This window comes from Lignipirellula cremea (genome assembly GCF_056501455.1).
On record NZ_CM151415.1, the window covers coordinates 1,951,036 to 1,975,143 of the forward strand.

The window sequence follows — 24,108 nt, forward strand, 5'->3', positions numbered from 1 at the left end:
GCCAGTGACGCGATTCGATCAGAGTTCCCAGCCCTTGCGCGGCGCCGGGTCGGTCAGTGCGGCCGCGTCGGGATGGCTGGTGACCTGGCCCTTCGCGCCGTCGTAGTCGATCGCTTCGCCCAGCCGGACAGCGACGTTGCCGAGCAGCATGGCCTCGGTCAGAACTGAAGCGTAATCGAAATTGGAGAGCGGCTTCGACCCGCCCTGAATGGCGCGGAGCCATTCGCGCTTCTGATTCTCGTCCGGTCCGCGATCGAGCCCGAGCCGTTCGAGCGTTTGTTCGGGCGTCTTCGTCTGCCCCGACACCTCGAGGACCTGCTGATCGCCCGAATCGCCGGGCGAGTAGAGGCGGCCCTTCTCGCCGATGAAGAGCGAGCCGCTGTCGGTCGGTTCCTTCGTGCCCGGGAACTCCAGCTTGGGCAGGTTCCGCTTGCCGTCCTCCGAGCCTTCGTACCAGACGAGCTTCACCGGCGGCTGATCGCCGCGGGCGGGAAACTCGTACGTGATCGTCGCCCAGGCGGGATAGGTCTCGGGGTTGACCTCGCTGCTGACGGCGGAGACTCGCGTCGGCAGGCCCAGGCCGAGAGCCATGAAGGGCAGGTTCGCCGTGTGGCAGGCCATGTCGCCGAGGGCGCCGGTGCCGAAGTCCCACCAGCCGCGCCAATCGTGCGGATGATAAGCCGGATTGTAGGGTCGCTCCGGGGCGGGCCCGACCCACAGATCCCACGACAGGTAATCGGGAACGGGCGGCGTCTCTTTCGGTCGAGCGGTGATCTGCGGCGCCTGCTTCCAGTACATCTTGCCCGCCGCCCAGTCGGAGTAGGGGCGGTTGGTCCAGACGTGGACTTCGCGAATCGCGCCGATAGCGCCGCTCTGGATCAGTTCGACGCCCGCGCGGAAACCGTCGTGCGCCGTCCCCTGGTTGCCCATCTGCGTGACGACGCCGTGCTTCCGCGCGGTCTCCCGCATTAGCCGCGCTTCGGCGACGGTGTGCGTGAGCGGCTTCTGGCAGTAGACGTGCTTGCCCAGACGCATGGCGCGAACGGCAGCGGCAGCGTGGGTGTGATCCGCCGTGCTGACGGTCACGGCGTCGACCTTGTCGCCCATGAAGCTGAGCAGTTCGCGGAAGTCGTGGAACAGCTTCGCGTCGGGATACTGCTTCGCCTTCTGCTGCAAGCGCTGATCGTCGACGTCGCAGAGCGCCACGATCTGGCCGTACTTCGCGGCATCGTCGGTGTCGCTCGAACCTTTCCCGCCGACGCCGATGCAGGCGACGCTGACCTTCTGATTCGGCGACTGGGCGAGCGCGAGACGGGGCTGCGACGCAAGCCAGTATCCGGCGCCTGCCGCGGCGACCGCGCCGCCGACGAACTGCCTGCGATCGATTCGACGAGCCATGAGGAGGTTCCTGCAGCGTTCGACGAGAAGAGGAGGGCGCCGAAGTCGCGAAAGCGCGCGGCGGCATACAGCCGACGAGTATAAGCCGCTGCCGCTGAGCGGGGGACGAAGGTTCCCCGAGCTTTCTGAGCGCCCGGATCGATCGGGACTCGGGGGGTTCACACCCCCCGCTCAGGAACGGAACATCAAACCTCAGCCGTACATCTGCAGCACGCGGACGATGTCGTCGAGGTTGTTCGAGACGGAGACCGCCCGGTTCGCGTACGACGCGCGGGAGACGCCCCGGCTGCGGAGCACCTTATTGAACTGCTCCTGGTCGGTCGTGTGGTAGGCGACCGTCGCGGTGGGGTCCTTGAGTTGATGGCCCGTCAGGATGCAGACGACGCGCTCGCTCGGGGAGATGACGCCCTGCTCGCGGAGCAGCTTCGCGCCCGCGACGCTGGCGGCGGAGGCCGGTTCGCAGCCGTAACCTCCAGCGCCGACCTGGGCTTTCGCGTCGAGGATCTCCTGGTCGGTCACCTGTCGCACGACGCCGTCGCAAACGTCGAGCGCCCTCAGGCACTTCTGCAGGTTGACCGGTCGATTGATTTCGATCGCGCTGGCGATCGTGTCGGCCTTCGACTTCGACTTGTCGAGTTCGACGTAGTAGTCCGCCGCGATGGAGAGATCGGGCTTGCCGCCGTTCCAGCGCAGCTTGCGGTGGTTGTAAAGCTCGTCCAGCGTGCAGGCGCCCGAGGCGTTGATCACGGCCAGTCGCGGCGCCCGATCGATCAGCCCCAGGTGGAGCAGTTCCTTGAACGCCTTGCCGAACGCGCTGCTGTTGCCGAGGTTGCCGCCCGGGACGACGATCCAGTCGGGGATCTCCCAGCGGAGAGCCTCCAGCACGCGGTACATGACCGACTTCTGACCTTCCAATCGGAAGGGATTGATGCTGTTGACCAGGTAGATACCGAGCTGCTGGCTGACTTCCTGAACGCGGAGCATGGCGTCGTCGAAGTCGCCCGCGATCTGCATCGTCAGGGCGCCGTACTCCAGCGCCTGCGAAAGCTTGCCGTAGGAGATCTTGCCCGTGCCGATGAAGATCACTGCCCGCATCAGGCGGGTGACCGAGCAGTACATCGCCAGCGAGGCGCTCGTGTTGCCGGTCGACGCACACGCGGCCCGCTGCGCCCCGATCGCCCGCGCGTGGGTGAACGCGGCGGACATGCCGTTATCTTTGAAACTGCCCGAGGGGTTCATCCCCTCGTACTGCAGGAAGAGGTTTCCCTCCTGCATGCCGACGTAGCCGGCGACCGGGTCGGAACGCTGCAGCAGCGTCTGCCCCTCGCCGACGGTGACGATGCCGTCCTTCGACGAGAAGGGAAGCAACTCCTGAAAGCGCCAGATGCCGCTGAATCGAGTGGGGTCGCTTCGCTCGGACCAGAAGGCCTCGAAGTCCTTCATCTTCTTCGGGACCGGGACGCGCTCCCATTCATACTCGATGTCCAGCAGCGAGCCGCACTTACGGCAGGCATTGACGACCTCTCCCGGGTCGTACTGGGCGCCGCACGCCGGAGAGACGCACTTCTGATACGCGAAGTCGTTGAGCGGCACGGAGCGACCGGGAAACGCGGAGGGAGACGAGCGGGGCAGCTCGAAGGATCAAATGTAGGTCGCGCCCGAAGCCCCATCAAGGCGGCGAAACCGACGCCCCCCGGCAGGTGGATCCGAGCGAAGTTCTGCCCCCACCATCGGAGGATTTCCGGTATTCGACTTTTTCAACGCTTTTCGGCTGAAATCAGCGCCTGAAACAGTTACTTATGAGTGCGATCCTGGTTTGACGTTCAGGCGAGCGATCGGTAGAACCCCGGTCGATTTCGCCGCCGGCGATTTCCGTTCCGTTCGCAGGTACGCGAAACGAGACTGCGCCGATGTCCGAGGCTGATGCCCTTCCTCTCCCGACTGCGATCGGTTCGCAAGACGCGACCGGCGTTCCCTGGTCGCGGTTCGCGCTCTTCCTGGGGATCGCCCTCGCGGGCCTGCTGCTCGATCTCGAAACGAAGCGTCAGATCTTCGACTGGCTCGGCATGCCCGGTCAGGGAACGATTCATTGGATCGTCGAAGGCTACGTCGGGATCGAAACCGCGACCAATCCCGGGGCCCTCTTCGGCTTCGGGAGAGGCTACGCCTACGTCTTCGCCGCGATCAGCGTCGTCGCGGTGGGCGGCATCGCCTACTGGCTCTTCGTTCGCCGGGCGGCGCGGGACCGGTTTCTGACGATCGTGCTGGCTGCGATCGTCGCCGGCATCGTCGGCAATCTGTACGACCGGCTGGGACTTTGGTCGCCGCCGGGCCTGCCCGGGGAATCGATTCCCGAGGTGCGCGACTGGATTCGTTTTTCCTACGGACGCCATGTCTGGCCGAACTTCAACCTCGCCGACACTTTTCTCGTGTGCGGCGCCGCCGCTCTCTTCTTGAAGACCTTGTTCACCGGGCCCGAAAACGATCCTGCGAAACCTTCCGGCGACGCAGACCCTGATCGTTCCGGGCCGAAGTCCGACTGATCGCCGCGACGAAATCGCAGGCGCGTCTCCCGATCGGGAGGGCGAGCCGTTCGTCTCGGCGGAAGCGAGGCGAACGCTCTTTTCTGTTCGTCTCGCAAGGGTTCCTTCCCCCCTCCTCGCCCGACGGACGTATCGATGAAGCCGCCGAAGACTGCGATCTACGCGATTAAAGCGATGATCTACCTTGCCGAGCGCGATGACACGCGAGGCCGCATCATGGCGCCTTGCCATCAGATCGCCGAAGCGGGCGAGATGCCGGAACGCTTTTTACTGCAGATCCTTCGATCGCTGGCGGGCGCCGGGTTGCTGAGGTCGAGCCGCGGCATCGAGGGGGGATTCGGTCTGGCGCGACGACCCGACGAGGTGACGCTTCTGGAAATACTGGAAGCGGTCGAAGGCCCTGCGGACTTCACGCCGGCACTCCGTCCGTACTTCGCGGGCGCGGGTCGGGAACGTACGATGGCCAACCTGGAAGAGACTTGCCGCGAGTTGACCGAGGCGCTGGGCCGGAGGTCGCTCGCCGATCTCTGTGCTGACGATTCCTGCGCCGCGAACGCCCTGACTCACGAACGATGAATTCAGACGCCGACGTCGCCGCCCGTCTCGACCTGGCCCGCGCAATCGCACACGAAGCGGGCGAACTGACGCTCCGGCGGTTCGACGATCCGGCGCTCTCGTTCGATCGCAAGAGCGACCTCTCTCCGGTCACCATCGCCGATCAGGAGGCGGAGACCTTCCTTCGCGAGCGGATCGCCGATCGCTTCCCTGCCGATACGATCGTCGGCGAAGAGTACGGCGTCACCGAAGGAACCAGCCCCTTCACCTGGGCGCTCGATCCGATCGACGGGACGAAGGCCTTCATCACGGGCGTCCCGCTTTATACGACCCTGGTCGGGCTGCTGCGGGAGGACGAACCCGTGGCCGGCGTGATCGCGATGCCGGCGGCCGGACGGCTGGCATTCGCTCAGCAGGGCGGCGGCTCCTGGCTGGTCGTCGGGGCGAACGAACCGCGAAGGATGCAGGTCTCTCGCTGTGCATCGCTGGCGGACGCGAAATTCGTCACGTCGCAGGTCAGCACGTTCGCCGAACGGGGCGCCGGGGAAGCCTATCAGACGCTGGAGCGGCAGGCCTACGTCACCCGCACCTGGGGCGACGCCTTCGGATACTATCTGATCGCCTGCGGCAAAGCCGATCTGATGATCGATCCGGAACTGAATCTGTGGGATGCCGCTGCCGTCGTTCCGGTCGTGACGGAAGCAGGCGGCGTCTTCCTGGACTGGAGCGGCGCACCGACCGCTCACGGCGGCGACGGCTTCGCCTGCAACCCGGCGCTGAGAGAGTCCGTCTTCGCGATTCTGTCGCCGCATGCCAGGACGAAGCGCGCCTGACGGCGCGTCTCGCTCGCGTCCGGAAACTCGGGGGACTTTCGTCCCCCGCTCAGAGTAAGTCCTCGCAAAGCGCCAGCCGCATGCATCTCAACCGCCGCGCCGCACGCATCGCTTCGCGGCTGATCCGTGATCCCGGCTTCTTCGGCGTCTCGCCGTCGAAGACCTCCTCCGGCGCGACTGTCGTCGATTGCGGCATCGAAGCGCCAGGCGGTTTCGGGGCAGGGCTCGCGCTTGCGCGTATTTGCCTGGGAGGGCTCGGGTCCGCGGCGCTCGTACCGAATCCCTTCCCGGATCTGCCCGGTCCGGCGATCCGCGTCGCGACCGATCGACCGCTGGAAGCCTGCATGGCGTCGCAGTACGCCGGCTGGAAGCTGCAGGCGCCGGGCTTCTTCGCGATGGGGTCGGGCCCCATGCGGGCGCTCGGCTCGAACGAGAAGCTGCTCGACGAATATGACCTGCGCGAAACTTCGAACGTCGCGATCGGCGTCCTCGAAGCTCGCAAGCTGCCGAGCGACGACGTCGTCGACCAGATCGCCAAGGCCTGCAAGATCGCGGCGAAGGAAGTGACGCTGCTCGTCGCTCCCACCGCCAGTCTCGCCGGCGCCATTCAGGTGGTTGCCCGATCGGTCGAGACGACGATGCACAAGCTGGAAACGCTCGGCGTCGATCTGCGGATCGTGATGCATGGCTTCGGCGTCGCGCCGATGCCGGCGGTCGGCACGAACGATCTGGTCGCGCTCGGTCGCACGAACGACGCCATTCTGTACGGCGGCGACGTGACGCTGTGGGTCGATTGCGAAGATGCCTTGGTCGCCGACTTCGGCCCGCGCGTGCCGAGCGAATCGTCCCGCGATTACGGCGAGCCGTTCGGAAAGCTCTTCGACCGGTACGATCGCGACTTCTATAAGATCGACCCTCTCCTCTTCAGTCCCGCGGTCGCTCGCTTCGTCAATCTTCGGTCGGGCAACTCGTTTCGCTTCGGAACGCTTCGGCCCGACCTGCTCGCTCCCGCCTGACGGGGTTTCGCATGCGACTCGGCATCGTCGGCGATCCGGACGGCTATTACGTTCGCGAGCTGCTGCGCGCTTCGGGCGGCGCCGCGAAGGTCATCGCCTGGAACGATCTGGGGGGACATGAGATCGGCGGGAGTTCGCCTCGCTTTCAAGTCGGCGATGCAGCGCTGGACGACTTCGACGCGCTGATCATCCGCAGCATGCCCGCGGGCAGTCTGGAGCAGGTGATCTTCCGCATGGACGTGCTCGGACGGCTAGATGCGGCGGGGGTCGTCGTCCTCAATCCGCCACGCAGCCTCGAAACGGCGATCGACAAATACCTGACGACCGCGCGGCTGGCCGAGGCCGGCATTCCGACGCCGCGTACGATCGTCGTCCAGACCGTCGACGCCGCGATGCAGGCGTTCGAGACGCTCGGTCGCGACGTGATCCTCAAGCCTCTGTTCGGCAGCGAAGGAAAGGGCATCGGGCGCCTGACCGATCCCGACGTCGCCTTTCGGACGTTCCGCCTGCTCGAACGACTCGGCTCGGCGCTCTATGTTCAGGAGTACGTCGATCATCCCGGCTTCGACCTGCGGATCCTGATCGTAGGAGACGAAGCGTTCGCGGTCCGTCGGCGACACGACAGCGACTGGAGGACGAACCTCAGCCGCGGCGCCGTCGCCGAAGCGATCGAACCTACGCCCGAGGAACTGGACCTCGCGCGCAGGTCGGCCCGGATCGTCGGGGCGCCGCTGGCCGGGATCGATCTCCTGCAGGATCGCGAGGGGCGCCGATTTGTGCTGGAAGCCAACGCCGTGCCTGGATGGAAGGGCGTCGCGACCGCCTACGGCATCGACGTCGCCGCCCGGACGATCGCCCTCGCCGAACGGCTGGTCGCGGAACGACGAAGGGAGTTGCCTGAAGAGAATCCCGCGATCTGACGGAGCCTTGCCCGCGAAGTTCGATTCTTCCCTCCCTTTCTCGCCGCACGCCGAGTCCCTCTCATGTCCTCGCGACGAACTTCCGCAGCGTTCGGCACGCCGCGCGATCCGTCGCGAACGCCCTCCTTCGCGCATCTCGGCGAGCGGCTGAAGCATTACGCGAAGGAGATGCCGGACGCCGTCGCGATCGCGGTGCAGTTGCGGCGCGATCGTCGCGGCAACGCGATCTATCGCACGCGGACGTTCCGCGAACTCGACTCCCGCACCGATCAACTCGCCGCCGGACTGCTCGCATCGGGCGCCGAGCCCGGCATGCGCGTCGCGATGCTCGTGCCGTTCGGACTCGACTTCATCGAGATCGTGTTCGCCAGTCTCAAGGCGGGCATCGTTTCGATCCTGATCGACCCCGGCATGGGACGGGGCAACGTCCTGGCCTGTCTCGAAGAGTCGGAGCCGGAAGGCTTCGTCGCCGTTCCTTTCGCACAGGCGGTCCGCGCCCTCTTCGGCGGACGCTTTCCGAAAACGAAGTTCCTGGTCACGGTCGGTCGCCGCTGGTTCTGGGGCGGCGTGACGCTCGAACAGGCGATGCTGGCGGGGGATGGATCTCCGCCGCCGACGGGACCGACGGCCTCCGATCCTGCGGCGATCATCTTCACGACCGGCAGCACGGGGCCGCCGAAGGGCGTGCTGTACGAGCACCGCCAGTTCGTCCGCCAGACCGAACTGATTCAGGAACGCTTCGACATTCGCCCCGGCACGGCGGAGGTCGCCGGCTTCCCCCTGTTCGCGTTGTTCGACCCCGGCATGGGCGTGACCTGCGTCCTGCCGAAGATGGACTTCACGCGGCCCGCCTCGGTCGATCCGGAAAACTTCCTCGCAGCCGCGAAGGACTTCAGCGCGGCGCAGTCGTTCGGGTCGCCGGCGCTCTGGAACGCGGTCAGTCGCTACTGCGAGACGAGGAAGAAGACGATTCCGTCGCTGGAACAGGCCTTCAGCGCCGGAGCTCCCGTTCCCGCGCATGTGCTGGTTCGATTGTTAGCGGCGATGCGTCCCGGCGCGGAGATCTGGACGCCCTACGGCGCGACCGAGGCGTTGCCAGTGGCGACGATCTCCTCGAAGGAGGTGCTCGGCGAAACGGCTGCGCGGTCGCGCGAAGGCGCGGGCACCTGCATCGGCTCGCGATTTCCCGGGATCGAATGGCGGGTGATCCGCATCGACGACGGACCGCTGCCCGACGTTTCGCAGACGGAAGAGCTGCCCCGCGGCGAGATCGGCGAACTGATGGTCCGGGGCGACGTCGTGACCCGCCAGTACGTCACCCGGACCGCGGCCAACGCCCTGCACAAGGTGGCCGACGGCGAAACGTTCTGGCACCGCATGGGCGATGTCGGGTGGCTCGACGAAGAGGACCGGTTCTGGTTCTGCGGACGCAAGTCGCATCGCGTGAAGACGAAGGCCGGAACCCGCTTCACGATCCCGTGCGAAGCGATCGCGAATGGCCATCCGCATGTCTATCGTTCGGCGCTGGTCGGCATCGGGCCGGAGGACGATCGGACGCCGGTCATCGTCATCGAGCCCTGGCCCGAGCATCGCCCCCGAACGATCGCCTCCGCCGAGGCGCTGATCGCGGCGGTCGGCCTGCGTCTGGCTTCGCACGCTCTGACCCGGTCCGTTCGCTACGTGCTGATCAAGCACGAACTGCCGGTCGACATCCGGCACAACTCCAAGATCTTCCGCGAGCGGCTGGCGGTCTGGGCCGATCGCGAACTGCGAAGCGCTAAAATGCAGGAACGCTGCGCTGTGCCTGTCGTCGCCCCGGCAGAGCAGGCGACGCCGATCCGCTGACCGGAAAGGCGTCGCGAACTGCGCAGCTTCATCTGCCGAACGAAGGGCCGTGCCCGCCCGACTGGCCCGTCGGAACGACCGCCCTGCTCGAAAAAGCCGCTGCTGCATGACTGACGGATCGCGACCGGAAGACGACGCTTCGTACGACGCGGGAGGGTTCGACGACCAGCCGCTCGAAGAAGACCTCGGCGCGTACGAGCCGGCCGGCTTCGACGACGAACCGCTGGACGAAGATCCGTACGCTGCGTCGAGCCAGGGTCCTGCCCCGATCTTCGCTACCGGGAACGAGTACGACGCCGACGAATCCCGGGCGCTTCGCACCGAATCGCTGCGGCGGGTCCGTCAAGGCTCGGGCGGCTCCATGTTCGTCGGCATCCTCGTCATGGCGATGCTCGCCGGCATTCCGGTCCTCGGCGTCGCCATCTTTCTCATGTCTCAAAAGGAAGAGGCAGGAAGCGAAGGAGAGCAGATCGATCTGGGCGACGGGCGGGTCGTCGTCCGCCAGAGCGGGCCGCCGCAGGAAATCGTCTGGACCGACGTCAGTACGAACGCCATGCAGACCATCGGCGGAATCGGCGTCAAAGTCGTGCAGGTGTCGGTCGGCAAGGCACGCGCTCGCGACGCGGGCAATCGCGTCGTCTTCACCGGCAACGACTACCTGCGAATCGGCATCGAGGTCGAGAGCTACAAGAATTCGTCGCACGAATACGTCTCCTGGTACGGTCGGGAAGTCGAGCAGTTCTCCGGCCCCGATCGCGTCCGCCTGTACGACGGGGTGGACGACGAACTGACCCCGCACGTGTTCGCCGACGTACGCAGCCTCGAAGGTCACACGCCGCGGAAGACGCTGGAAGCGCGTGACAGCCTGCGCGATTCGCTCTACTTCGATCTTCCGAAAGAAAAGACCGTCGACGAACTCGGGGAGCTGCGGCTCGTGATTCCGCACGACAGCAAAAAGGGGAACGCCCGGTACGGCTTCAAGATTCCGAACGGGATGATCGTCCGGGAGAACGACCCGTCGAATGCGGTCGGTCCCGATGCGCCGCTGTCGGACGAAGACCTGAGAGCGCTCACCGACGACGCCGAGATGGAGCCGTGAGAGCGCTCGTCACCGGCGGCGGCGGCTTCCTGGGCAAGGCGATCGTCGAGCGACTGCTCGCCCGCGGCGTCGAAGTCGCCAGCTACTCCCGTAAGTGCTATGCGGCGCTCGACTCGCTCGGCGTCGAATCGATCGAGGGGGACCTTCGCGATCGCGAAGCGGTCGTTCGCGCGTGCGCCGGTCGCGACCTCGTCTTCCATGTCGCGGCGCTCCCCGGCATCTGGGGCTCCTGGGACGACTACTACGAGACCAATACGCTCGGCACGCAGTACATCATCGAAGGTAGCCGTCGAGGCGGCGTGCGGAAGCTCGTCTACACCAGCAGTCCCAGCGTCACCTTCGACGGAACGCCGCAGTCGGGCGTCAACGAGGGGGCGCCGTACCCCCGACGCTGGCTCGCTCATTACCCGCATTCGAAGGCGTTGGCCGAGCAGGAGGTGTTGCGTGCCAGCGACGACGAACTGCTGACCTGCGCCCTGCGTCCCCATCTGATCTGGGGACCGGAAGACCCCCACCTGATTCCGCGGCTGCTGGAACGGGCCAGCAAGAATCAGCTCATTCAGGTCGGCAAGGGGACCAACCTGATCGATACGACCTACGTCGACAACGGCGCGGACGCGCATCTTCAGGCCGCCGACTCGCTCGCGCCAGGTTCGCCTGTCGCGGGACAGGCCTACTTCCTCAGCGACGCCGAGCCCGTCGGCTGCTGGCAATGGATCAGCGAGCTGCTGGCGCTCGCCGGATTGCCCCCCCTGCGTCGCCGCATTTCGTTCCCCGTCGCCTGGGGCGCGGGCCATCTGCTGGAGTGGAAGCATCGGCTGCTCAACGACCCGCGGGAGCCGCGGATGACGCGGTTCCTCGCCGCGCAGCTCGCGCTCGACCATTGGTTCGACGTCTCGAAAGCGCAGCGCGACTTCGGCTACGTTCCCGCCGTCACGCGCGAAGAAGGCATGCGACGGCTGGCGGAGAGCTGGACGACGAACCCGCCGACAACTTAGTCGCGTCTCTTCTTGTAGGGCAGGCGCCCCGCCTGCCAGGAATCCTATCAGCGCTTCGATGGCAGGCGGGGCGCCTGCCCTACAGGAGGAGGTCCTTCAGCTTCCCTTCTCGCGAAGCTGTTTCAGCCCGCGGTGGATCAGGCCGGCGATGGAGCCGGGGGTCTTGTCGAGCAGGACGGCGACCTCGGCGAGGGTCTTCTCTTCCAGGTAGTGCAGCTCGATCGCCTGGCGCTGCACCTCGGGCAGCTCGTCCAGCATCGCGAGCAGGCGCAGGCGTTCTTCGTCGAACCGCGCGGCGAAGCTGGGGGAGGGCTCGGAGCCGGCGAGGAAACGCTCCAGGTTCATCGAGGAGCGGTCCATCCGCTCCGCCATCTCGCGTTCCCGGGCGACGTCGCGCTTGCCGCTCTTGTAGCGCCGGAACTCGTGCAGCAGCGTGCGGAGCAGGATCTGCCTCAGCCAGCCTTTGAACTCCGCTTCGTCGGCGCCGCGGAAGTCGCCGAGCGCTTCGTACGCCTGGATCATCGTCTGCTGCACGACGTCGGAGGCGTCGACCTTCGCCTGGTACTGGGGGCCGATCTGCGTCCGCGCGAGCACGCGAAGATAGTGGCGATACTGCGGAAGATCGTCCGCCGTGAAAGCGGGCGTCGGCTCGTTCATGCAGGGAACGCCATTCGCGAAGGAGATCAGTCGGAAGTCGCGACCCGGACGAGCGGAAAGATCTCGACGGTCACGCCGGGGGAGTAGTGAAAGAGCGTGAACGGCGGATCGGGCGACGGGAACCCGGCGGCGTCGGCCAGCGAATCCTCGATCGATTCGACCGTCGTTTCCCGCAGCGGGTAGGGGACATGATGGACCTGCCCCCGGAGGATCGATCGCCCGCGACGGACGAAGAGATAATACCTCTCGATCAGGAACTGTTCCAGCGAACCCTCCTCCGCCGGCGGCGACGGCGCTTCGCCGATCCGATACCGGACCTCCAGGCTCGGAACTCCGTCGCGAATCGCAGTCAGATCGTTCGTCTTGCGGTCGGACTTCCGGCGACGTTTGCGGACGCTGACGTATCGCGTCGCGTCGCCTTCGACGACCGAACTCATCTGTGCATTGAAGTAGGGGAGTCCCCAGAAGGTTCGGGCCGCGAAGACCGCGACGGGGGAGTTCGCTTCCAGCGAATAGAAGTAGACGCCCGGCTCGCCGTTGCACAGGACATACGTTCGGACGTTCGTTTCCAGGAAGTCGAACGCGACGGCCTGCGGCGCCCACCAGGGCCGAACGCCGCGCATACGGAAGGGGACGACGCCGACGTACGCCCTTCCTTCGTACAAATCAGGCTCGAGTCCGGGCGGCAGCGTCGCGGCGACCGCTTCGACGGGAACCTCGCGATGCAGGAAGAGCAGCTCCGACCAGTTCTGAAAACCGATCGGCTTGCCGGCGGGCCTGCGCGACGGAGCGACGCGATCGACGGGAGCGTTCAAGGTTCCGGTCCGGCTCCCCAGGGTTGGATTTACCGCGGCGTGATCGTCGCAGGCTGCTGCGCGACGGGCGGCTGCATCGCGACTTGCCAGTAGCCGAGTCCCTGCCTCTCGCGGGCGAGGAGGTAGGGGCGAGCCGCGGCGGCCTTGTTCTCGAAAATCAGCGTCTTGAGATCGTCCACCACATGCACGACGTCGCCGTAGTAACTGTGCCCGAGCAGCGACAGATCGATGCCGCTGACGTCGATCGTCTCCAGCCCTTCGGCCAAGACCAGCCCCTCGCCCGATTCGCCGGCCCGGGGGTAACCGTGCAGCGTCTTCGACACGATCAGCGCCCGATCGTACGACGACGCGTACAACGTGACGCGTTCGGCGCTCGCCTGCATCGCCGGAAGCAGATCCCGGCGGAAGACTTCCGCGTCGACGTCAGGCGCCGCGAGGACGATCTGACCGAGCGGGGCGTCGGTCATCTTACCTTCCAGCGCCAGTTCTCGCACCGCAGCGGTCAGCGCCCGGTTGCCCATGCTGTGGGCGACGACATGCACGGCGTCGGCCCCGGTCTGGCGCTGCAACGTCTGCAGCACGTCCTTCAGATGGGGCACCGTCCAGGCGACGTTGTTCTCGTCGACCGGATATCCGGCGGTCGTCCCCTGCGAAGGCCAGCTATAGAGCATCGCCGGCCCGGGGAAGTCGAGATCGTGCGCAAGTTGCCCGGTGCGACGCGCGGCGTCTTCGAACGTGACGTTGTAACCATGGATGAAGACGAATATCTCCTGTCGATCGGACTTCGCGAGATCCTCTTTCACCTTGGCGAGGCACTCTTCGCGGTCGAGTTCGATCGTTTCCAGCAGAGCGACGTGCTTCTTCGGATCGGGTCGCCACTCCAGGTGCAGGAACGACGGCGACTCCATCGTGCCCCGTTCATGACCGGGGGGGAGGCTGACCTGGCAGACGCCGAAGCGGAGCTGATCGCGACCGGCGCCGTACTCGACGGTACGCTGCGAGTCGGACCCGAACCAGCCGAGGCGACTCCCCTGCGTACCGAAGACGATCGCGGCGATGACCGTGCCGCTGAGCAGCATGACCGTGCCGGCCTTCCTATAGGAGAACATATACGCGAAGCCGGCGGCGACGACCGTGCCGACGATGCAGAACAGCACCGGCAGATGCTGCTGCCAGGGAGACCGTGCGTCGTCCGCGCTCGCCACGGAGGACCCTGACGACCCGAGCCCGTCCGATCCGAGCGAGTCCGAATCGGACGCGATCGCGGAGAAGGTCGCGCTCCGGTCGGTCGCATAGAAGATCTTGACCCACTTCGATCCGTCGGGACGAACCTGGATGGCGGCGTTGCCCGCCCCGAGGTGTTCCTCGGGCACGTCTGCCTCCATACGCCGCAGATCGACCGGTCCGGTCTCCTGTGACATTGCGCCCGAAGAATCCTGAGGGGGCGCGGCGGAGTCCGCCGTCATCGCCATCGGCATCGATCGGGCTTCGGCAGGAGCCTCCGGGGAAGGTGCATAGGCCGACTCCATCGACTGCATGCTCATCGGAGCTGCGCTGCCGCCGGCAGGTTCGGCATGACGCTGGATCCTCGACTGCATGCCTGAGGAGGGCGCGGTTTGATAGGTCTGCGGAGCGAAGCTCATCGGCGGGGCCGCGGCGGTCGCATCCATCGAACGCGCGATTCGCGGTTCGCGGGAACCGGGCGCGGGAGCGAGGTTCTCGCCGGTCGCGGGCGGGTCGAACGTGAGGGGCCCGAAGCCTGAATCCGCGGATCGGAGGTCGGTCGGACCGAGCTCCGACGGCGAGGAAGAAAAAGGCGAACCCTCGTCGACCCGCGGCATCTGCCCGACATCGTCGATTGGCGGAGCCGAATCGAGCGGCTGCTCGATCGCCGGGTCGTGCTGCGGAGCGGACGCCGTCTGCTGACCCTCGTCCTTGGCGCTGCAACCCGCCGCCAGGAGGATCGCCGCGAAAGCGAAGGCCAGCGCCTGTCGGCCCGCGAACTGAATCAGGCCCCGCCCGGTCGTGCTGCCGAGGTCGCTGAACGAATCTTCGATCGCTTCCGTACGCATAGTCGCCTTCCCCCATCGTCGCCGCCTCGCGATCGCCCTGCTGAGCGACCCGTCTTCGCTGCGCGAAGAGATACCGAAAGGGCTCCTCCCGCGGCAAGAGGAAACGGATCCGGCCAGACCGATCCTTCCGTGCGTGCGGCCTGGCGAAAATTTTCTGAAGGCGGGGCGAGTGCGCGGCGACAACCGCCGATAGAAGAGGCGGACCTATACCTTCTGGCTTGGACGGAGGCGCTAGCGATGCTGCTGACTCGTGCGGAATTCATCCGCGGGGCGATCGCCATGGGAGCGCTGCTGGCGCTCAAGAAGACGGCGCTGGCCCAGGAATCGAGCGAAAGCCTGCTTCCCCCCCGAACCCTGGGCGGCGCCAACGCTCTTGGCGAGAAAGGGGCTCCCGGAGAGAAGGGCGCGGTCGTCACCGCCCTCGCGATGCATCCGACGGAGAAGCGTCTCGCCAGCGCGGGCGACGATCACGAAGTGAGGCTATGGGATCTCGATCAGGGGTCGGTGCTCCGCAGCCTCGCCGGCCACACCGACTGGGTTCGGGCGGTCGCGTACTCTCCCGACGGACTGACGCTCGTTTCGGCCGGCAACGACCGGAAGCTGATCGCCTGGGAAGCGGACAGCGGCGATCGTCAGCGCACGATCGAGCTGCCGCTGACCGGGATCGCCGGCATGGAGTTCCATCCGGGCGGAGGAACGCTGGCCATCGTCGGCTTCCAGGCGGAGGCGCTGCTGCTCGACGCCCAGACGATGGAGGTCGCCGCGAAACTGCCCGCCCCTTCGACGGACGTCCGGACGGTGCGATTCTCACGCGAGGGACGCTTCCTCGCCGTCGGCGGGCGGGACGGCGTCATTCGTACCTGGAATCTGACCGAGGAGAGCGCCCCGGTCGACATTTCGGGCCATACCGGTCGCGTCCGCGGACTCGCCTTCGCCCACGACAGTTCGGCGCTCTTCTCCGTCGGGGAAGATGGTTCGCTCCGCATGGCGAAGACGGGCGTCGCCGGCCCCTCGGAGCTTTTCGCGTCGGTCGGCTGCAAGTTGCAGTCGCTCTGCCGCGTCGGCGATCGTTTCCTGGCCGCCGGCGGATCGGACAATCTGATCCGCTTGTGGGACATGGGGACGCGTCAGGAGATCGAACCGCTGGTCGGCCATACGGGATCGGTCGCGGCGCTCTGCTGCGGCGCGACGACCCTCGCCTCGGGCGGTTTCGACGCGGCGGTCCGACTGTGGGATCTGGCCGACGTGCTGCCCGCGGGCGCGGCGAACGCGGTGGCCGTTCCCGGCATCGGCGTCGGACCGGCGTTCTCGACGTCTTCCGCTCCGGCGGAGTTCGGGAAGTAAGACGACCGCTAGAAACGGCAGCGTCTCAAGAGCGTGCGGCGGCGGGTCGATCCCTGCGTCGTTCGTTAACGCCTGATACAGCTTCGGAACCCTATCGCAGAGCACGGAGGCTCGCGATGAACGTCTTCAGTCGCATCCTGACTTTCGGTCGTATCCAGCGCAAGGACGTGGGCGGGCGCGACCGCTCCCCTTCGGCGCTCCTCAAGTACGAGGCGAAGTTCGAAACGGTCGAACGCCGGCGGATGCTGGACGGCGATCCGATCGACGTGGGCATCGTCTACTTCGAACAGGATACCGGCGGCGACGATCACGGCGACCATTTCGAACTGACCTTCCAGGGCGGCGCCGACGGGACGCAACTGACCGAGATCGTCATCGACGGCGACCAGAACCAGAACGGCGTCGTCGACGAAGGAGACATGATCTTCGACATCGCGGCCGGCGGGCTGGGCGTCGACGGCGCCCACGCCTTCCAGATCGTCGCCAACTCCGGCGTCGGGAAAGTCTCTTATGAAGTCGTCGACGGCGGCACGAAGCTGGTCCTAAAGTTCGAGGGCTTCGAGGCAGGCGACAGGCTCGTCTTCTCTATCGACGTCGACGAAGTCGACAAGTGGTACGGCGGCTCGGTCGAGAACATCAACTCCGGCATCGACCCGATCGCGTCCGGCGTCGAGTTCCAGGACACGATCTTCCAGACGACCTTCGCGGCGCCTGGTCATTACGACGCCACCGGCGAAACGACGTTCAGGAACGCGTACGACGCCGCGCTGCAACAGTCGGGGCTCAACCTGCCTCCCGACAATCACCTCGGGATGCGCGACCGGTCCGACGGCGCCTTCGACGAGCTGATTCAGGAGGCGCTGCCGATCCGGATCTCCGGCACGGTCTATCACGACCGCGACCACGACGTCCGTCAGGACGCGGGCGAAGAAGGGATCAGCGACGTCACGCTGACGCTTCAGAAGTTCAATACGCAGACCGGTCAGTGGGAGAACATCCCCTCGAACGGTCAGGCGACGACGACCACACGGACGAACGCGAACGGCGATTACGAGTTCGGGTACAACCTCGACCTGAAGCCGGGGCGCTACCGGATCATCGAGACCCAGCCGACGAACTTCGAGATCAGCACCGGCGCGTCGCCCGGTTCGATCGGCGGCGTCCGCTCGGGCGTCACCGACGGGCCGAACGTCATCCGCGACATCAACATCACGATGGGCGGCACGGAGTCGGTCGATAACGACTTCGGCGAAGCCAGACTGGCCACGATCTCCGGCCACGTCTACCACGACCGCGACAACGACGGCGTGCGCGACGCGGGCGAACAGCCGATCGCGGGCGTGATGATTCGCATTATCCCGGTCAACACGATCACGCCGCAGCAGGAAGTGGTCGTCTATACTGACGCCAACGGCTTCTACCAGGCGACGGGACTCTCGCCCGGAACGTATCGCATCATCGAAGTGCAGCCCAGCGGCTGGATCGACGGCAAGGATACGCTCGGCACGGTCAACGGAGCCGGCAGCGGTGCGAAGGACGGAAACGACAAGTTCAAGGACATCGTCCTCACGAGCGGCGCGGCGGGCGTCAACTACGACTTCGGCGAACTGAAGGCGGCGGAGATCCACGGCAACGTCTCCGCCGCGGATCGCGACGGGGACTGCTTCTCCGAGGGTTACCAGAACCGTCCGATCGCCGGGGTGCTGATCGAACTCTACGACGGCCAGGGCAACCTGATCGCGAGCACGCGAACGGACGCCAACGGCGACTATTCGTTCATCGGCCTGACGCCCGGCAAGTACTCGATCGTCGAGCATACGCCGAAGGGGTACATCGACAGCGGCGAACGAGCCGGAACCGTCAACGGCGACCGGAACGGAACGGTCTCGAACGATCGCATCTCCGACATCGTGCTGGCCTCAGGCGACGTCGGCGTCCGGTACGACTTCTGCGAGAAAGAGCCGGCGAAGCTCTCGGGACACGTCTACGTCGATAACAACCTGTCGAAAGACCTGGACTCCGGCGACAAGATGCTGGCCGGCGTGAAGGTCGACCTGTTCGATCAGAGCGGGAATCTCGTCGCCAGCACGGTCACCGACGCGAACGGCTACTACGAATTCACCGGCCTGGTCAAAGGCGTCTACACCGTCGTCGAACACCAGCCGAAGCAGTACCTCGACTGGTACGATCAGGCCGGCACGATCGACGGCAAGGTCGTCGGCGTCGCCGTGAACCCGAACGGCGACACGATCAAGCAGGTCAATCTGGGTTACGGCGAGGAGAGCGTCGACAACGACTTCGGCGAGATTCCGCCCTCGAGCATCGCGGGTCGCGTGCATGCCGATCGCGACGGCGACTGCGAGTACGAACCGGAAGAGGGGGACATCCTGCTCGCCGGCGTGAAGATCGAACTGCTCGACGCGCAAGGGAACGTCATCGCGACGACCTATACCGACGCGAAGGGCGAATACAAGTTCGACGACCTGTATCCGGGCCAGTACCAGATCCGCGAGACGCAGCCTGTCGGCTACCTGCAGGGCGGCGTCGACGCAGGATCGCTGGGCGGCGTCGAAGGCAAGGACCTCGTCAGCGAGATCGTCGTCGGCGTCGGTCAGGACGGCGTGCGGTACGACTTCTGCGAACGCTTCCCCGCCTCCATCGACGGCTGGGTCTGGCTCGATCTCGATCGCGGCTGCGACTGGGACTCGGGCGAGCCGGCCATCGCGGGCGTGCAGATCAACCTGTACGACGCGGACGGAAACCTCGTCGCGACGACCGTTACGGACGCCTCGGGCTACTACAAGTTCTCTGGCCTCGTGCCGGGGACCTACACCCTGGTCGAACGCCAGCCCGAGCAGTACCTGCAAGGGTGCCACAGCGCGGGCTCGCACGGCGGCGACGACTCCGTAACGGACGTGATCTCGCAGGTCACGCTCAACTACGGCGACGACGCGGTGCAGTACAACTTCGCGGAGCGGATCGGAAGCTTCATTCCGCCCAACGATCCGCCTCCGGCGCCGGAACCCCCCGCTCCGATCGCTCCGACGTACGAGCGTGAGGAAGTCTCGGTTCCGAATCCGCAGTTGACCCCCGAGCTCCCGCCGATCGATCCGTACATCCCGGTCAGCCCGTATACCTGGCATCTAAGCCTGGTCGACGCCGGCGATCCCCGCGGCGAAGAGGGCGGGCCCGACACCGTCTTCAGCAACGTTTCCGCCCGCGGATCCGACATGTGGTCGACCCGCCGGACGAACATCGGACGCTGGTCGCTGCAATCGGGCGAAGGTCCCGAAGCCGCCGATGCGGCGAGCCGTCAGATTCTGTTCGGGGTCGACGAAGGGATTCCGGTCGTCGGCGACTTCGACGGCGACGGCAAGGACGAGATCGGCGTCTTCTCCAAGGGCGAGTGGTTCCTCGACCTGGACGGCGACGGCCAGTGGACCCCTGCTGACGTCTACGCCACCCTCGGCAAGGACGGCGATCTTCCGGTCGTCGGCGACTGGGACGGAGACGGCAAGGACGACATCGGCATCTACGGACCGCAGTGGGAAGGCGACAGCCGGGCGATCCGCGTCGAACCGGGTCTCCCCGATGCGGAGAACGGGTTCGCGACCGTGCGGGCGAAGAACCTTCCGCCGACGGTGGAGCAGGCGACCGACGGACGCCGCGAACTGCAGGCGACCGAAGGGGGCCGCGTGCGGGCCGACCTGATCGACCACGTCTTCGCGTTCGGAAGCAAGGGCGAAGTTCCGCTCGCCGCCGACTGGAACGGCGACGGCGTCGGCAACATCGGATCGTTCGTCGACGGCAAGTGGACGCTCGACACCGACGGCGACGGACGCCTCACCAGCCGCGACGCCGTCCATCAGTTCGGTCAGGCGGGCGATCTGCCCGCGGTCGGCGACTGGAATGGCGACGGCGTCCCGCAGCTCGGCGTCTATCGCGGAGGTCAGTGGATCCTGGACTCCAACGGCAACAACGAGATCGACGCGTTCGACCGCGTCTTCGAAGCGGGCGGTCCGGACGAAATCCCGGTGGTCGGGGACTGGAACGGCGACGGCATCGACGAAGTGGGCACCTACCGCCCCGACTCGATCCGCACGGCTTCGGAAGCTGGCCGACCTCAAGCGTAAAGACCTGACCTGGGTTCAATGACGCAACGAAAAACGGCTCCTCGGTTTCGAGGAGCCGTTTCGCGTTTCAGAGTCGACGATCGCGAGATCAGACGATCTTGTTCGTGTCGACGCCGGGGGTCGGGATGGCGTAGAAGCCTTCCTCGTTCGCCTTGACCGGCGGATCCTGCTCGAAGCTGGTCAGCGAGTCGACGTCGCACAGGACGACGTTCGAGTTGAGCGCCTGATCCCAGGTCAGCATCTTGCCCGTGTAGGTCGCCATGCGGCCGAAGATGGCGGTCATGGTGCTCTTCGCGCCGAACTCGCCTTCGTTCGGACGTTCGCCCGCACGCAGGGCGTGGAACAGGTCGTGGTGCTCCTGCTGCCAGCCGTCGTGATTGTGGTCGTCCGACTCCCAGGCGAGCTGCCCCTTCACGTCGTAGATCTTGCCGCCCGAGAGGTCGGCGTGACCCTTCGACCCGTGCGCGAACTCGGAGACGCTGCTCCAGGTGTTGCGCTGATGGCGGCACTGGCTGAGAAGCTTCGCCCCCGACTTGTACGTGAATTCGACGAAGTGGTGATCGTAGATTTCGCCGTACTGCTTCTCGGTCCGAACCTGACGACCGCCCTGACCCTGGGCTTCGACCGGGTAGTCGTTCATCAGCCAGTTAATGACGTCGATATTGTGGATATGCTGCTCGTTGATGTGGTCGCCGCACAGCCAGTTGAAGTAGTACCAGTTACGGCACTGATACTCGAGTTCCGTCTGCTTCGGATCGCGGGGGCGAACCCAGACGCCGTCGTTGTTCCAGTACGCGCGGGCGAGCACGATGTCGCCGATCGCCCCGTCCTGGCACTGCTTGATGATCTGCTGGTAGCAGGGTTCGTGGTGACGTTGCAGACCGACCTGTACGGCCAGGCCCGCCGCCTTGGCCTTCTCGTTCGCGGCCAGGAAGCGTCGCACGCCGGGAGCGTCGACGGCGACCGGCTTCTCGGCGAAGACGTGCTTGCCGGCGTCGATCGCGGCTTCGAAGTGCAGCGGGCGGAAGCCGGGCGGCGTCGCCAGGATGACCAGGTCCAGATCCTGAGCCAGAACGCCCTTGTAGGCGTCGAAGCCGACGAACTGCGTCTCCTTGGTGACCTTGAACTTGTCGCCGTGCTCGCTCTTGATGCCGCGAACGGCGCCCTGCAGACGGTCGGCGAACAGGTCGCCCATCGCGACCAGTTCGACCGGGCCGCTGGTCGTGTTCAGCGCCTGCGTCGCGGCGCCGATGCCGCGACCGCCGCAACCGATCAGGCCGATCTTGATCACGTCCGAACCGTAGGCGTGATAGCCCGGCTGGGCGGCGCCGTCGGCGGCGATCAGGTTCGTGCCGACCGTGGCGGCGCCGGCCGTCATCAGCAGCGTCGACCCGGTCTTCATGAAATCTCGGCGGGACGAACCAGCGGGCTGCTGAGCTTTTTTGGACATCTAGCGACTCCAGAATGAGACGACGCGGACGCTGCCCTCAGGCGAGCGCCAGGGCGACGGGTGCGACCGAAGCGGGTGGGATGCGACCCACGGGAGCCGCGAATCACGCAGGCTTCTGGTAAGGGTCGGTCCTCTAGCTTAACGGCCCGCCGACAGCCGGGCAATGTTTCGCAGGCGGAATCCGTCGATCCGTTCGCACAGGGAGCGGCGCATTCCGTCGCCCAGGAATCGGTCCGCGAAATCGACTCCTTCGATAGAATGCGGCGTTTCCGCCCGATCCACCCTGACGCCCGTCGCGATGCCGGACGAAAACCTCGACGATTTCCGCCGACTGCGCGGTCTGTCCCGGAGACTGCTGCTGCTGGCGTTCGCATGTTTCGCGCTCGCGGCGATGGCGATCCTCTCCGACCTGACGGTCGTCGGCTGGTTTCCCAAGGGAGACGCCCAGAGCCCCTTTCCGGGCGACGTCCGGCGGATCGTCCGACTGGCGGAGGCGTACGCACACGGATCCGGGATCCTGCTGGTCGGAACGGCGATTCTGGTCGCCGATCGCAGGCGAATTTCTCCCGTCCTCGCCGGATGGGTCTTTTCTTTCGGCGCCGGCGCCGTCGCGAACGTCGTGAAGTTCGCAGTCGCGAGGAAGCGTCCGCTCGCGCTCGACGGCGCCGAGACGATCTGGGAAACGTTCGTCGGCCCCGGCAGATGGCTCGGCTGGGTCGAGACGGACCTCGTCGGTCATCCGATCCAGTCGTTTCCTTCGGGACATGCCGCCGCGGCAGCGGGATGGACCGTCGCGCTTACCCTGATGTTTCCGCGGGCGAAGTGGATCTTCATCGCGATCGCAGCGCTCGCAAGCGCCCAGCGGATCGAGTGCGGCGCGCACTTTCTCAGCGACGTGCTGTTCGGCAGCGGCATCGGTCTCGCGTTTACGGGACTCCTGCTGATGCTGCCCGCGTTTCGGCGTGCCTTTCGTCGACCCGGCTTCGAAGGCTCGTGATCGGGTCGAAAACCTCGGCTGCTTTCGGTCTCCCTATACTTGGAACGTCTGCATCGAAATGCTTCGCAGCGCCTCGGGCTGACGCCCCGCTCGCCGAGAAACCACGCTGCACGCGAACGAAGGCCCCGCTTGATTCAGTATGGAACAAATCGTTTTCGAGAAACCGTACAAGTTCATCCCGCCGATCCGCACGCGGTTCTTCAGCCAGATGGTGCAGCGGTTGCGGCTGCACCAGTGGCATCTCCGCAGGGCCGAGGGGGTCGAATCGTACGAAGTACGGCATAAGGAACGCCTGCGCGAATCGATCGATCGGGGCGACGCGATCGTCATCGCCCCCAACCACTGTCGCAACGCCGATCCGATGGCCGTCGGCTGGCTGACCGTGGAGACGAACAGCGACTTCTACGCGATCGGCAACTGGCATCTGTTCCAGAGGAACTTCTTCGAGGCGTGGGCCATCCGCCTGATGGGGGGCTACAGCATCTACCGGGAGGGCATGGACCGGCAGAGCCTGGAGACGTCGCTGCAGATTCTGGAAGACGCCGAGCGCCCGCTGATGATCTTTCCCGAAGGATCGATGACGCGGAACAACGACTGGCTGCATCCCTTGCTCGAAGGGGTCGCCTTCATCGCACGCACCGCGGCGAAACGGATCGAGAAGAAGGGTCTGAACCGCCGGGTCGTCATTCACCCGGTCGGCGTGAAGTATCAATTCCGCGGCGGCGATCTGAGGAAGCGACTCGAACCGACGATCCGAAGCCTGGAGAAGCGACTCGGCTACCTGAGCGATCCCGAGACTCCGCTGCTGGAGCGGGTCGCTCGACTGGGCATGGGAATCCTGGCGGCGAAGGAGGTCGAGTTCCTCGGCTGCCCGCAGACAGGATCGTTTCGCGAACGTCGCGACCGGCTGATCGACGGCATGCTCGCGCCGCTTGAAAAGAAGTGGGGCATCGCGACCCCTGCGGTCGGCGTCGTCGCCAGAACGAAGGACCTCCGCTCGCGCATGATCCCGGTGATCCAAAATTCCGATTCGTCGCGCGTGGAGATGTCCGTCGTCGATCGCGAAATGGAGCGGGCCTACGTCGAGCGCGATATGGAGCGGGCCTACTACGCCCAGCAGATCGCGTGCTATCCCGATGCGTACTTCGAGCCGATTCCCTATCAGGAGCGGCTGTTCGAAACGGTCGAACGCCTGGAAGAAGACGTGACCGACCACGTCACGAAGCACGGCGGCCTGCACGTCATCCTCGACGTCGACGAACCGATCGTCGTCTCGCCCCAGCGCGTGCGGGGCGTCGATCCGCTGATGGAGGAACTTGCGACGCGACTGCGGACCAAGCTGGCCGAGTTGGCCCTGGAGAATCACCCCCTTCCGCCGGAGGAGATCGGCGACTTCCGCAAATATTGCCGCGGCGCCGGCGAGGGGAGATGAT

Annotated in this window: 18 protein-coding genes; 12 read left to right on the forward strand and 6 right to left on the reverse strand. The window is 65.9% G+C overall.

Annotation, left to right across the window (positions count from 1 at the left end; genetic code table 11):
• Positions 1-18 precede the first annotated feature (18 nt).
• A complete protein-coding gene (locus SH602x_RS07575; RefSeq protein ID WP_479476206.1) occupies positions 19-1,398 on the reverse strand; it encodes a Gfo/Idh/MocA family protein in 1,380 nt (459 codons plus the stop codon).
• Positions 1,399-1,590: 192 nt separating this feature from the next.
• A complete protein-coding gene (thrC, locus tag SH602x_RS07580) occupies positions 1,591-2,991 on the reverse strand; it encodes a threonine synthase (RefSeq protein ID WP_479476207.1) in 1,401 nt (466 codons plus the stop codon).
• Between the two features lie 317 nt (positions 2,992-3,308).
• Between thrC and SH602x_RS07585 the strand changes: the two genes are divergently transcribed.
• The 8 genes from SH602x_RS07585 (at position 3,309) to SH602x_RS07620 (ending at position 11,207) form a co-directional block, all read left to right on the forward strand.
• Positions 3,309-3,941, forward strand: coding sequence for a signal peptidase II (locus SH602x_RS07585; RefSeq protein ID WP_479476208.1), 633 nt, complete (start codon positions 3,309-3,311; stop codon positions 3,939-3,941).
• Positions 3,942-4,076: 135 nt separating this feature from the next.
• On the forward strand, positions 4,077-4,517 hold the full coding sequence (locus SH602x_RS07590) for an RrF2 family transcriptional regulator (protein ID WP_479476209.1): 441 nt from the start codon (positions 4,077-4,079) through the stop codon (positions 4,515-4,517).
• On the forward strand, positions 4,514-5,329 hold the full coding sequence (hisN, locus tag SH602x_RS07595) for a histidinol-phosphatase (protein ID WP_479476210.1): 816 nt from the start codon (positions 4,514-4,516) through the stop codon (positions 5,327-5,329). Before SH602x_RS07590 ends, hisN begins: the two co-directional genes overlap by 4 nt.
• A gap of 80 nt (positions 5,330-5,409) precedes the next feature.
• Positions 5,410-6,345: a methenyltetrahydromethanopterin cyclohydrolase gene (gene mch, locus SH602x_RS07600; protein WP_479476211.1), complete on the forward strand. Its 936-nt coding sequence runs from the start codon at positions 5,410-5,412 to the stop codon at positions 6,343-6,345.
• An 11-nt stretch (positions 6,346-6,356) separates the two neighbouring features.
• A complete protein-coding gene (locus tag SH602x_RS07605; protein WP_479476212.1) occupies positions 6,357-7,265 on the forward strand; it encodes an ATP-grasp domain-containing protein in 909 nt (302 codons plus the stop codon).
• A gap of 63 nt (positions 7,266-7,328) precedes the next feature.
• Complete coding sequence (locus SH602x_RS07610) at positions 7,329-9,110, forward strand: fatty acid CoA ligase family protein (RefSeq protein ID WP_479476213.1); 1,782 nt, start codon at positions 7,329-7,331, stop codon at positions 9,108-9,110.
• 106 nt (positions 9,111-9,216) lie between these two features.
• Complete coding sequence (locus SH602x_RS07615; protein ID WP_479476214.1) at positions 9,217-10,209, forward strand: hypothetical protein; 993 nt, start codon at positions 9,217-9,219, stop codon at positions 10,207-10,209.
• Entirely contained in the window at positions 10,206-11,207 is a 1,002-nt protein-coding gene (locus tag SH602x_RS07620) for an NAD-dependent epimerase/dehydratase family protein (protein WP_479476215.1), read from the forward strand. The genes SH602x_RS07615 and SH602x_RS07620 overlap by 4 nt, the downstream gene beginning before the upstream one ends.
• A 96-nt stretch (positions 11,208-11,303) precedes the next feature.
• On the opposite strand, the gene SH602x_RS07625 is transcribed toward SH602x_RS07620, so the two are convergent.
• Genes SH602x_RS07625 through SH602x_RS07635 form a run of 3 tightly spaced genes read right to left on the reverse strand, consistent with a single transcriptional unit; the run spans position 11,304 to position 14,751 of the window.
• Positions 11,304-11,864 (reverse strand): sigma-70 family RNA polymerase sigma factor, encoded by a 561-nt coding sequence (locus SH602x_RS07625; RefSeq protein ID WP_479469141.1) that lies wholly within the window; start codon positions 11,862-11,864, stop codon positions 11,304-11,306.
• Positions 11,865-11,890: 26 nt separating this feature from the next.
• On the reverse strand, positions 11,891-12,679 hold the full coding sequence (locus SH602x_RS07630) for a YqjF family protein (RefSeq protein ID WP_479476216.1): 789 nt from the start codon (positions 12,677-12,679) through the stop codon (positions 11,891-11,893).
• 29 nt (positions 12,680-12,708) lie between these two features.
• Positions 12,709-14,751 (reverse strand): alpha/beta hydrolase, encoded by a 2,043-nt coding sequence (locus tag SH602x_RS07635; RefSeq protein WP_479476217.1) that lies wholly within the window; start codon positions 14,749-14,751, stop codon positions 12,709-12,711.
• A 237-nt stretch (positions 14,752-14,988) separates the two neighbouring features.
• On the opposite strand from SH602x_RS07635, the gene SH602x_RS07640 reads away from it, so the two are divergent.
• Both SH602x_RS07640 and SH602x_RS07645 read left to right on the forward strand, forming a co-directional pair.
• Complete coding sequence (locus SH602x_RS07640; RefSeq protein WP_479476218.1) at positions 14,989-16,095, forward strand: WD40 repeat domain-containing protein; 1,107 nt, start codon at positions 14,989-14,991, stop codon at positions 16,093-16,095.
• 116 nt (positions 16,096-16,211) lie between these two features.
• Positions 16,212-20,228 (forward strand): SdrD B-like domain-containing protein, encoded by a 4,017-nt coding sequence (locus SH602x_RS07645; RefSeq protein WP_479476219.1) that lies wholly within the window; start codon positions 16,212-16,214, stop codon positions 20,226-20,228.
• A gap of 88 nt (positions 20,229-20,316) precedes the next feature.
• Here SH602x_RS07645 and SH602x_RS07650 read toward each other — a convergent pair whose 3' ends face one another.
• Positions 20,317-21,630 carry a Gfo/Idh/MocA family protein gene (locus SH602x_RS07650; protein WP_479476220.1) on the reverse strand — a complete coding sequence of 438 codons (1,314 nt, stop codon included), beginning with the start codon at positions 21,628-21,630 and terminating at the stop codon, positions 20,317-20,319.
• 346 nt (positions 21,631-21,976) lie between these two features.
• On the opposite strand from SH602x_RS07650, the gene SH602x_RS07655 reads away from it, so the two are divergent.
• Both SH602x_RS07655 and SH602x_RS07660 read left to right on the forward strand, forming a co-directional pair.
• Complete coding sequence (locus SH602x_RS07655; protein ID WP_479476221.1) at positions 21,977-22,675, forward strand: phosphatase PAP2 family protein; 699 nt, start codon at positions 21,977-21,979, stop codon at positions 22,673-22,675.
• A gap of 139 nt (positions 22,676-22,814) precedes the next feature.
• Positions 22,815-24,107, forward strand: coding sequence for a lysophospholipid acyltransferase family protein (locus tag SH602x_RS07660; RefSeq protein ID WP_479476222.1), 1,293 nt, complete (start codon positions 22,815-22,817; stop codon positions 24,105-24,107).
• Position 24,108: the final 1 nt, after the last annotated feature.

Coding starts and splice junctions, on each gene's coding strand:
- SH602x_RS07655 (WP_479476221.1), top strand. CDS start 21,977: ATGCCGGACGAAAACCTCGACGATTTCCGCCGACTGCGCGGTCTGTCC.
- SH602x_RS07650 (WP_479476220.1), bottom strand. CDS start 21,630: ATGAAGACCGGGTCGACGCTGCTGATGACGGCCGGCGCCGCCACGGTC.
- SH602x_RS07610 (WP_479476213.1), top strand. CDS start 7,329: ATGTCCTCGCGACGAACTTCCGCAGCGTTCGGCACGCCGCGCGATCCG.
- SH602x_RS07590 (WP_479476209.1), top strand. CDS start 4,077: ATGAAGCCGCCGAAGACTGCGATCTACGCGATTAAAGCGATGATCTAC.
- SH602x_RS07635 (WP_479476217.1), bottom strand. CDS start 14,751: ATGCGTACGGAAGCGATCGAAGATTCGTTCAGCGACCTCGGCAGCACG.
- SH602x_RS07660 (WP_479476222.1), top strand. CDS start 22,815: ATGGAACAAATCGTTTTCGAGAAACCGTACAAGTTCATCCCGCCGATC.
- mch (WP_479476211.1), top strand. CDS start 5,410: ATGCATCTCAACCGCCGCGCCGCACGCATCGCTTCGCGGCTGATCCGT.
- SH602x_RS07585 (WP_479476208.1), top strand. CDS start 3,309: ATGTCCGAGGCTGATGCCCTTCCTCTCCCGACTGCGATCGGTTCGCAA.
- SH602x_RS07575 (WP_479476206.1), bottom strand. CDS start 1,398: ATGGCTCGTCGAATCGATCGCAGGCAGTTCGTCGGCGGCGCGGTCGCC.
- SH602x_RS07640 (WP_479476218.1), top strand. CDS start 14,989: ATGCTGCTGACTCGTGCGGAATTCATCCGCGGGGCGATCGCCATGGGA.
- hisN (WP_479476210.1), top strand. CDS start 4,514: ATGAATTCAGACGCCGACGTCGCCGCCCGTCTCGACCTGGCCCGCGCA.
- SH602x_RS07605 (WP_479476212.1), top strand. CDS start 6,357: ATGCGACTCGGCATCGTCGGCGATCCGGACGGCTATTACGTTCGCGAG.
- SH602x_RS07625 (WP_479469141.1), bottom strand. CDS start 11,864: ATGAACGAGCCGACGCCCGCTTTCACGGCGGACGATCTTCCGCAGTAT.
- SH602x_RS07645 (WP_479476219.1), top strand. CDS start 16,212: ATGAACGTCTTCAGTCGCATCCTGACTTTCGGTCGTATCCAGCGCAAG.
- SH602x_RS07615 (WP_479476214.1), top strand. CDS start 9,217: ATGACTGACGGATCGCGACCGGAAGACGACGCTTCGTACGACGCGGGA.